A 9,725-nucleotide genomic window follows, 5' to 3' on the forward strand; every position below is an offset into this window, starting at 1 on the left:
GCACTCAGCCACACCACTGCCGAAGGCACTACAGCGTCAGGTTCGCACCCGAGGCCTGGTCGAACACCGAGATCTTCGCCGGGTCGAACCACAGTTCCACCTGACCACCCTCGGCAGCCTTGGACTCGGCGGCCAGACGCGCAACCACCTGTGCGCCACCGAGATCGGCGATACCCGCATCCGCTGCGAGTTCCTGCAGCTCGCTGGACTCGACCCGCGCACCCTTGAGCGTGAAGTAGACGTACTTGTCGCTACCCATCGACTCGAGCACGTCCACGGTGGCGGTGAAGGTGGCACCGCTCATCTTCTGGTAGCCGTCGATCAGAGCCGCGTCCTCGAAGTGCTCGGGCCGGATGCCGACGACCACCTCACGGCCCGGGTTCTTGGCCTTGATCGAGTCCATCCGCTCGAGCGGGATGTCGATATCGCCCAGGGCGGTGGACACTCCGTTCGAGGTGAGCTGTCCGGGAACGAAGTTCATCGAGGGCGATCCGATGAAGCCGCCCACGAACAGGTTTCGCGGCTTGTCGTAGAGCTCCTGCGGAGAACCGATCTGCTGCACCAACCCGCCGCGCAACACCACGACGCGATCGCCGAGGGTCATGGCCTCGGTCTGGTCGTGCGTGACGTACACGGTGGTGGTGCCGAGCCGCTTCTGCAGACGCGAGATCTCGGCGCGAGTCTGCACGCGCAGCTTCGCGTCGAGGTTGGACAGTGGCTCGTCCATCAGGAACGCCTTGGGCGTACGAACGATGGCGCGGCCCATGGCAACTCGCTGACGCTGACCACCGGAGAGGTTCGACGGCTTGCGGTCGAGGTGCTGACTGAGATCGAGGATCTTGGCTGCCTCTTCGACCTTGCTGTTGATCTCCGACTTCGAGAGCTTCGCGAGCGTCAGCGGGAAGGCGATGTTCTGCCGCACTGTCATGTGCGGGTACAGCGCGTAGGACTGGAACACCATCGCGATGTCGCGATCCTTCGGTGCCTTCTCGTTGACGCGCTCCCCCGCGATACGCAACTCACCGGACGAGATGTCCTCGAGGCCGGCGATCATGTTGAGCGTCGTGGACTTTCCGCAACCGGACGGCCCGACGAGGATGATGAATTCGCCGTCGGCGATGGTGATGTCGACGTCGCTGACCGCGGCGGCGCCGTCGGGGTAGAGCTTGGTGACTTTGTCGAGAACGATTTCGGCCATGACGGTTATCCCTTCACTGCGCCGGACGTCAAGCCCGCCACGATACGTCGTTGGAAGAAGAGCACGAAAATGATGATCGGGATCGTGATGACGACTGCTGCCGCCGCGATCGACCCCGTGGGCTCCTCGAACTGAGAGCTACCGGTGAACTGCGAGATGGCCGCCGGGACGGTGACCGAACGTTCCGTCGCCGTCAACGAGATGGCGAGCAGAAGGTCGTTCCAGGCGAAGATGAACACCAGAATGGCTGCGGTGACGATGCCGGGGGCGGCCAGCGGGGCGATGACCTTGCGGAACGCCTGTGCGGGCGTCGCGCCGTCCATCTTCGCTGCCTTTTCGAGCTCCCACGGAATCTCGCGGAAGAACGCCGACAGGGTGTAGATCGCCAACGGCAACGCGAAGGTGATGTACGGAATGATCAGTCCCGGCCAGGTGTCGAACAGTCCCAGCGAGCGGGAGATGTCGAACAGCGGTGTCACCAGCGAGATCTGGGGGAACATCGCGATGAGCAGTGCCGCGCCGACGAGTGCCTTCTTGCCCGGAAAGTCCAGGCGGGCAACGGCATACGCGGCCATCGTGCCGATCACCACGGCGATGACCGTGGTGATCAGTCCGATGCCGATGGAGTTCACCAGCGCCGAGGTGAACTGGTTCGTCTGGAAGATGCCCTTGTAGTTGTCCAGGGTGAACGACTGCGGAATGAACCTGCCGTCCGCGATGGTCGCCGTCGACTTGAACGAGAGGCTGATGATCCAGAGCAGCGGAACGAGTGCGTAGAGCAGGACGAGGACGTTGACGACCGTCCAACCGACCTTCTTGCGAGGCGTAACAGTGGTCATTACTTGCGGCCTCCGTCGTCGGATCCCGGTGCCGAGGCACCGAACAACTTGATGAACACGAACGCGATGATCGCGACGCAGAAGAAGATCAGGATGCTGATCGCCGACCCGAGTCCGAGGTTGAACGCACCGAACAGGTTGTTGTAACCGAGGATCGAGACCGATCCGGTTTCGTTGCTGCCTCGGGTCAGGACGTAGATGTTGTCGAAGATGCGGAACGCGTCGAGGGTGCGGAAGAGCACCGCGACGAGGATCGCCGGCTTCATCAACGGGATGGTGATCCGCATCAGTCTGGTCCAGCCGCCCGCTCCGTCCACCTCGGCGGCCTTGAGCAGATCGTCGGGTACCAGCGCCAGGCCTGCCAGCAACAGCAGCGCCATGAACGGCGTCGTCTTCCACACCTCGGCCAACACGACGATCGCCAGTGACGGGAACTGCTCGGTGAGCGGAGCACTACCGTCGGGCAACAGATTGGCGAGGTAGCCCGTGCCGGGGGTCCACGCGTAGTACCAGCTGTACGCGGCGGCGACGGTCACGATGCCGTACGGAATGAGCACCACGGTGCGCACCAGTCCGCGACCGAAGATGGTGCGGTGCATGACCAGAGCCACCGCCAGGCCGAGGATGAACTCGATGATCACCGAGATGATCGTGATGCCCGCCGTCACGCTGAACGCCGTCCACCAGTAGCCGTCGGAGAGCACGGTCACGTAGTTGGAGATGCCGACGAATTCACGATCCTCGGGGAATGCGAGGTTGTACTTCTGCAGGCTGAGCCAGAACGCGTAGATGATCGGATATCCGGTCACCGCGATCATCAGCAGGGCGGCGGGTGCGATGAGCATCAGCCCAGACGACGTTCGGCCTTCTTGCCGTCGGAGACGTTCTTCAGCGCCGCCTGCTTGTCGAGAGGCTGCGATGCGGGCTGTGACTCGGTGGTGGCGCTCATGGAATCAACTTCGGAATTGACGGCCTTGGTGACCAGATCTGCGAGCTTGTCCACGTCGGCCACCGGATCGATGTTCTGCGGCGGGTTGAGCGCATCGGTCAACAGAATCGAGATGCTCTGGTACGCAGGCGAAACCGGCCGGACGGCCGCCGACTCGATGGAACCGAGCACCCCTTCCCATGCGGGATAGACGGCCTGGAACTCCGGATCGTCGTACAGGCGTGCAAGCACCGGCGGCACACCACCGTTGACGGCGTTGTTGCGCTGGTTCTCCTCGTTGGTGAGGCACTCGACGGCCTCCCATGCGAGGTCCTCGTACTGGGTGGTCTTCGCGACGCCGATGTTGAACCCACCGATGGTGACCTTCGCGGGCTCGCCCGGATTGACCTCCGGATACGGGGGCGCTGCGGAAGACCTCGGCGATCCGCGCGTCCTGCTCTTCGGCGGGCACGGTCGACAGATCCAGGAACGAGACGGCACCGGCGACGGCGTTCTCCTTCAGACCGGGCAGCACGAACGGGTAGTTGACCTGGAAGGCCATCCGTCCCGCTTCCATCCCGAGCCGGGAGGTCCCCTCGTCGCTCTGCGAGACCGACGGGTCGCGGCCGTCGGCGGTGGCGACCCGCTTGATGATCTCGAGGGCCTTCTCGGTGGCGGCGCGGTGCTCGGGAGTGTCGTTGAGTGTCACCGTCGTTCCGTCTTCGCCGACGACCGATCCACCCGCGCTCTCGAGCAGCGTGTTGAACCAGACCATGAAGCCCTCGTACTGCTTCGCCTGGACGCCGATCTCCGCGGGCCTACCCGCGGCCGCGTTGGCCTCGGCTATGTCGATCATCTGGTCCCAGGTCTGCGGAGGGGCACCGTCGGGAACCACGTCCGGTCGGTACCACAGCAACTGCGTGTTCGAGTTGAGCGGAACCGCATACAGCTGGTCCTGCCATTCCGCCGTGGCGAGCGGGCCTTCGAGCGTGGAGCCGTCGCGTAGCTTCGCAGACAGGTCGGCCGGGACGGGCAGAGCCCAGCCGGCTTCGGCGAATTCGGCCGTCCACACCACGTCGAGTGTCATCAGATCCAGCGTCCGGTCGTTGCCGGCGAGACGCCGCGCGAGCTGCAGACGCTGATCGTTCGCGCTCTTGGGCAGAGTTCGCTGCTCCACCCGGTAGCGGCCGTTCGAGGCGTCCGAACACACCTGTGCCGCAGCGGCGTACTGCTCTGCGCCGTCTGCGGCAGTGTAGAAACTCAGAACCGGAACCGAACTGTCGGACGAACCACACGCTGCGAGCAACGGACTCGTCACCAGAGCCGCTGCCGCCAACACCCCTATCCTCGTTGCTTTTCCACGCCTACGACCACGATGTCTCGGCACTTTCCGCTCCGTACGTTCAGTTACTCGCGCAGCACACTGTGTGGGACTGCCGTGCACGAAAGAAACGTAACCGAACTCACTGGCATCGAGGGCGATTTGGGGCTATTCCGTTACCTGTCGGTTGCCTGGTCGTCCACCAGGTGTGATCAGATCGACAATTTTGCGAGCAGGTCGCGTGCTTTCTCCGCGGTTCGGGGCTCACAGAGGACGTCGTATCGACCGGCGACCAACTGCATGCTCGACGCGAAATCTCGCTGCCCCTTGGTGGCCGCATACGGAATGGACGCGAGATCAGGCCGAAGATGATGCCACCGCCGACGCCGATGAGCAGCGCTCCGAAGATGTTCTCGCTGAAGATGCCGAGGACAAGGCCGAGGAAAACACCCAGCCACGCACCCGAAACGATGCCTCCACCAATCACTTTGGGCCACGTGAGGCGACCGAGGACGCGCTCGACCTGCATCAGGTCGACGCCGACGATCGTGACGTCCTGCACCGAGAACTCCTCGTCGGACAGGTAGTCGACAGCGCGCTGCGCCTCGGCGTAGGTGGGGTAGGAACCGATCGGCCAACCGGAAGGCGGCGTCGGCAGTCCCTGCCCTGGGCGGCCCGACTGCGAGAGGGGATTAGTCATGACTCCATTGTGCCCCGAAACGGACACCCGGCACACCCGTTGTAGCGGTTCACAGCAGGCTGACGGTCGCTCAGGACGTGGGCGGCACGAACGCGGTCGTCCGCGTCATTCCTGCCGCTCGGCCCTTCGCCGAGACGACGAGCGCCATCTTGCGGCTCGCCTCGTCGATCATCTCTCGCCCAACATCACTGCCCCGCGACCGCCGCCCGCCGCGGACGTGTGGAACTCGTACGCGTCGAGAATCATCTCGGCCTTGTCGTAGTCGGCCTGACGCGGCGCGAAGATCTCGTTGGCCGCCTCGATCTGCGTCGGATGCAGTACCCACTTGCCGTCGAAACCGAGGCCTGCCGTGCGACCCGCTGCCCGGCGAAAAGCCTCGAGATCGCGAATCTGCAGATAGGGGCCGTCGATGGCCTGCAGACCGTGCGTCCGGGCAGCGAGCAGGATGGTCATCAGAATGTGGTGATAGGCGTCGCCCGTGTCGTATCCGACCGGCTGCTCGCCGACGACGAGAGTGCGCATGTTGACGCTGGCCATCAGATCTGCGGGACCGAACACCAGGGTTTGCACTCGCGGGCTCGCGGTCGCGATCTCGTCGATGTTGCGCAGACTGCGGGCGCTCTCGATCTGCGGTTCGATCCCGATGGCACCGACGTCGAGTCCGTGCTCTTTCTCGACCTGGGTGAGCAGCAGATCCAGCGCCTGCACGTGCGCCGCGCACTCCACCTTCGGCAGCAGAATGGCATCGAGATTGCGTCCGGCACCCGCCACGACGTCGATGACGTCGCCGTACGTCCACTGCGTCGTCCAGTCGTTGACGCGTACGACCTTGATCTGATCGCCCCAACCATCGGAGTTCAGAGCGTCGACGATGCGCGCTCGCGCTGCCACTTTCGCCAGCGGCGCGACGGCGTCTTCGAGATCGAGAAAGACCGCGTCCGCGGGGAGCCCCTTGGCCTTGGCGATCATCTTGTCCGAACTGCCCGGAACGGCCAGCACCGACCGCCGCATGCCCGAAGCACTCACGAAAGCACAACCCCTGTCTGATTCACCCTCTGTATTGCGAAGCCTCTAACCTTGCCATCATGGCAGCACTGAGCAAGGTATTCGCGGCCAGGCTCGCCGGCCTGGGTGTCCTGGGCCCCGACGGAGAATCGATCGGACGGGTCCGCGACGTGGTGATCTCGATGCGCGTCGGTAGAGCACAACCGAGAGTCCTCGGCCTGGTGGTCGAATTGGCAACTCGGCGAAGAATTTTCGTGCCGATGCTCAGAGTCACCAGCATCGAACCGAACTCGGTCCAGCTCACGACCGGGAACGTCAGTCTGCGTCGATTCACTCAGCGCGCGAACGAGATTCTCGTGTTCGCGCAGATCCTCGACTCCAAGGTGCGCGTCGACGACCCCGAGCTCGACGAGCTGCACGACGTCGATTCCGTCGTCGTCGACCTCGGCATCGAACTCACCCGAACTCGCGACTGGGTGGTCGCGCGGGTGGCGGTCCGCAAGCAACGGCAACGGCTCGCACGACGCGGCGCCATCCACGTTGTCGATTGGCAGCACGTGCAGGGACTCACGCAGAACGAACTCTCGATGCCCGATCAGGGTGTGGCACAGCTGCTCATGCAGTTCGAGGGCCTGCGCGCGGCCGATGTCGCGAACGCGATGCGCGAGCTGCCCGCCAAGCGCCGCATGGAAGTGGCGATGGCGCTGGACGACGAGCGTCTCGCCGACGTCGTCCAGGAATTGCCCGACGACGATCAGGTCGAACTGATGCACTACCTCGGCGTCGACCGCGGAGCGACGTGCTCGAGGCGATGGACCCAGACGATGCTGCCGACCTCCTCGGTGAGCTGCCCGAGACCGAAGCGGAATCGCTTCTGCGACTGATGGATCCGGAGGACTCGGCACCTGTCCGCCGTCTGCTCGAGCACTCCCCCGACACCGCAGGCGGTCTGATGACCCCCCGAACCCGTCGTACTCACTGCATCGACGACGGTGGCCGAGGCGCTCGCCCGGGTGCGCAACCCCGACCTGACGCCCGCGCTGGCCTCGCTCGTGTTCGTGGTGCGTCCACCGACCGCCACCCCCCACCGGCCCGTATCTCGGCTGCGTTCATCTGCAGCAATTGCTGCGAGAACCCCCCGGCGAGTCTGGTCGGCGGGGTGGTGGACAGCGCGCTGCCGCGGTTGTCCCCCGACGACAGCCTCACCGCCGTGACGCGATACTTCGCGACGTACAACCTCGTCTGCGGCCCGGTGGTCGACGACGAGGACCACCTGGTCGGGGCCGTGACCGTGGACGACGTCCTCGATCACCTGCTGCCCGAGGACTGGCGAGATCAGGAAGTGGCCGGACAGTGAAAGAAACAGCACGCCAGAGAATGGACACTCCGCGCGGGTCGCGGATGTTCAACGTCAATGTCGACTTCGACCTCGGCAAGTCGGGCGAGAAGGCCGCGAGATTCCTCGGTACCGGCCGCTACCTGGCGATCCAGACGGGCATCGTGATCGTCTGGATCTTCCTCAACGTCGTGGCGGTCAACCTCAGGTGGGACCCGTACCCCTTCATCCTGCTCAATCTCGCGTTCTCGACCCAGGCCGCGTACGCGGCTCCGCTGATTCTGCTCGCCCAGAATCGGCAGGACGACCGAGACCGCGTCTCGCTCGAAGAGGACCGTTCGCGCGCCCAACAGACCAAGGCCGACACCGAGTTCCTCGCCCGCGAACTCGCAGCCCTGCGCATCGCCGTCGGAGAGGTCGCCACCCGCGATTACCTGCGCCGCGAACTGGACGAGGTCAAGGCACTGCTCGAGCAGGCGACGGGACAGCCTGTCGCGACTCCGAAGAAGGCACGCAAGAAAGCGGCCGCCAGGGTGCAGGACGAAGTAGGGATGCCGGACACGTCGGACCCCGATACGCGATAGATCTGCTCTGTAACAGCCCGATAACGGAACAGTCTCGAATCAGGTACCCTCGATCCCGGTCATCAGGTCGGGCCCCGGTTGTCACCCGGGGAAATCAGGAGGTACAGCACGCGTGGGTCGTCACAGAAAAGCATCGACTTCCAAGGTCCGACGGAACTCGGTGATTGCTCTGGCAGGTCTCGTCCCCGCAGGACTCGTCACCGCCGCCACCAGCGCCGGAGCCACGGAATACATCCCGTTCGTCAGCGCGAAGACGTCCCCTGCCGCGCAGGAATCGAACTCCGTCGTCGAGACACCGCAGCCGATCGCCCAGGATCAGCAGGCGCAGCCGGTGGCCCAGGCCGAGCTTCCGGTGCCCGCTGAGGTCCCCGCACCCGCTCCGGTACCCGAGATCCCGCCCACACCCGAGCTGCCCACCAACCTCGCCGTCAGCCCCATCGCGATTCCGGTCGTCAACGTCTCGGCATACAAGAACGCCGAGCGCATCCTGGCTCAGCAGCAGCCCGGCTGCGGTATCAGCTGGACCGTCATCGCGGGCATCGGCCGCGTCGAATCCACCCACGCCAACAACGGCAAGGTCGACGACTCGGGCGAGCTGCACGAGCCCATCCTCGGGCCGCGCCTGAACGGCACCCTCGCCGGCAATCAGGTGATTCGTGACACCGACGGCGGCGCTCTCGACGGCGACACCGAATACGACCGCGCAGTCGGACCGATGCAGTTCCTGCCCTCGACGTGGAACCTCTATCACGCCGACGGCAACGGCGACGGCGTCTCCGACCCCCAGAACCTGTTCGACGCAGCCCTGGCCACCGGCATGTACCTGTGCGACGACGGCACCAACATGCGTGACCTGGGATCGACCACCAAGGCGATCCTGCGGTACAACAACTCGATGGCCTACGTGGCGAACGTGCTCGCGTGGTCGGCCGGATACGCCACCGGCATCGTCCCGAGCTCGGACCAGTTGCCGCGCATTCACTAGATCGCGCTGCCCGCTGTCCATCAAGAGTTGGCCCACCGCCTAGCATGAGGCAATGGCTGTACTGACCGAATCCGACGTTCGGACCGCACTCGCGAAGGTGATCGACCCCGAGATCCGCAAACCCATCACCGATCTGGGGATGGTCAAGAGCATCGACATCTCCGACGACGGAGCAGTCGGCGTCGGGATCTACCTCACCACCTCCGGTTGTCCGATGAAGACCGAGATCAGCGACCGCGTCAAGAACGCAGTCGCCGACGTCGAAGGCGTCGGCACCGTATCGGTCGAACTCGACGTGATGAACGACGAGCAGCGCACCGAACTACGCAAGTCACTGCGCGGCGATTCCGCGGAGCCGATCATTCCTTTTGCGCAACCCGGATCCCTGACGCGCGTGTACGCGGTGGCGTCGGGCAAGGGCGGCGTCGGTAAATCCAGCGTGACGGTCAATCTCGCCGCATCGCTGACCGCTCGCGGGCTGTCCGTCGGCGTACTCGACGCCGACATCTACGGCCACTCCGTTCCCCGCATGCTCGGCAACGACGCGAAGCCGACGCAGGTCGAGAAGATGATCATGCCGCCGCAGGCCCACGGGGTGAAGTTCATCTCGATCGCCCAGTTCACGCAGGGCAACACCCCCGTCGTGTGGCGCGGGCCGATGCTGCACCGCGCGCTGCAGCAGTTCCTCGCCGACGTATTCTGGGGAGACCTGGACGTACTGCTGCTCGACCTCCCGCCCGGCACCGGCGACGTGGCGATCTCCGTCGCTCAGCTCATCCCTAGCGCGGAAATTCTCGTGGTCACCACCCCACAGCAGGCCGCGGCCGAG

At 64.7% G+C, this 9,725-nt stretch carries 6 protein-coding genes and 4 pseudogenes; 4 read left to right on the forward strand and 6 right to left on the reverse strand.

The genetic code is table 11. The features are described 5' to 3' along the window. Positions 1 to 28 precede the first annotated feature (28 nt). The 6 genes and pseudogenes from RHBS_RS18745 to RHBS_RS18770 form a co-directional block, all read right to left on the reverse strand. Entirely contained in the window at positions 29 to 1,198 is a 1,170-nt protein-coding gene (locus tag RHBS_RS18745) for an ABC transporter ATP-binding protein (RefSeq protein ID WP_121873249.1), read from the reverse strand. 5 nt (positions 1,199 to 1,203) lie between these two features. Beyond that, complete coding sequence (locus RHBS_RS18750) at positions 1,204 to 2,037, reverse strand: carbohydrate ABC transporter permease (protein WP_121873250.1); 834 nt, start codon at positions 2,035 to 2,037, stop codon at positions 1,204 to 1,206. Next, positions 2,037 to 2,986: pseudogene (locus RHBS_RS18755) on the reverse strand (carbohydrate ABC transporter permease). Before RHBS_RS18755 ends, RHBS_RS18750 begins: the two are co-directional and overlap by 1 nt. A 4-nt stretch (positions 2,987 to 2,990) precedes the next feature. Then, the gene (locus RHBS_RS18760) at positions 2,991 to 4,304 is read right to left on the reverse strand and encodes an extracellular solute-binding protein (RefSeq protein ID WP_374700630.1); all 1,314 of its coding nucleotides are present in this window, start codon (positions 4,302 to 4,304) and stop codon (positions 2,991 to 2,993) included. A 194-nt stretch (positions 4,305 to 4,498) separates the two neighbouring features. Continuing rightward, a pseudogene (locus tag RHBS_RS18765) lies at positions 4,499 to 4,986 on the reverse strand (general stress protein). Between the two features lie 70 nt (positions 4,987 to 5,056). Further along, positions 5,057 to 5,997 (reverse strand): annotated as a pseudogene (locus RHBS_RS18770) (CoA ester lyase). A gap of 74 nt (positions 5,998 to 6,071) precedes the next feature. Between RHBS_RS18770 and RHBS_RS18775 the strand changes: the two are divergent. From RHBS_RS18775 to RHBS_RS18790, 4 genes and pseudogenes are all read left to right on the forward strand, one after another. After that, positions 6,072 to 7,348, forward strand: a pseudogene (locus tag RHBS_RS18775) (magnesium transporter MgtE N-terminal domain-containing protein). A gap of 20 nt (positions 7,349 to 7,368) precedes the next feature. Beyond that, on the forward strand, positions 7,369 to 7,911 hold the full coding sequence (locus RHBS_RS18780; RefSeq protein WP_121873255.1) for a DUF1003 domain-containing protein: 543 nt from the start codon (positions 7,369 to 7,371) through the stop codon (positions 7,909 to 7,911). 112 nt (positions 7,912 to 8,023) lie between these two features. Continuing rightward, positions 8,024 to 8,896 carry a murein transglycosylase gene (locus RHBS_RS18785; protein ID WP_187298547.1) on the forward strand — a complete coding sequence of 291 codons (873 nt, stop codon included), beginning with the start codon at positions 8,024 to 8,026 and terminating at the stop codon, positions 8,894 to 8,896. A 52-nt stretch (positions 8,897 to 8,948) separates the two neighbouring features. After that, positions 8,949 to 9,725: P-loop NTPase (locus tag RHBS_RS18790; RefSeq protein ID WP_128646214.1), on the forward strand; the 777-nt coding region annotated here is incomplete at its 3' end.

Source organism: Rhodococcus sp. BS-15 (assembly GCF_000813105.1).
Lineage (GTDB): Bacteria > Actinomycetota > Actinomycetes > Mycobacteriales > Mycobacteriaceae > Rhodococcoides.

Excerpts from the sequence above, each read along its gene's own strand:
- RHBS_RS18745 (WP_121873249.1), bottom strand. The coding sequence starts at position 1,198 with ATGGCCGAAATCGTTCTCGACAAAGTCACCAAGCTCTACCCCGACGGC.
- RHBS_RS18750 (WP_121873250.1), bottom strand. The coding sequence starts at position 2,037 with ATGACCACTGTTACGCCTCGCAAGAAGGTCGGTTGGACGGTCGTCAAC.
- RHBS_RS18780 (WP_121873255.1), top strand. The coding sequence starts at position 7,369 with ATGGACACTCCGCGCGGGTCGCGGATGTTCAACGTCAATGTCGACTTC.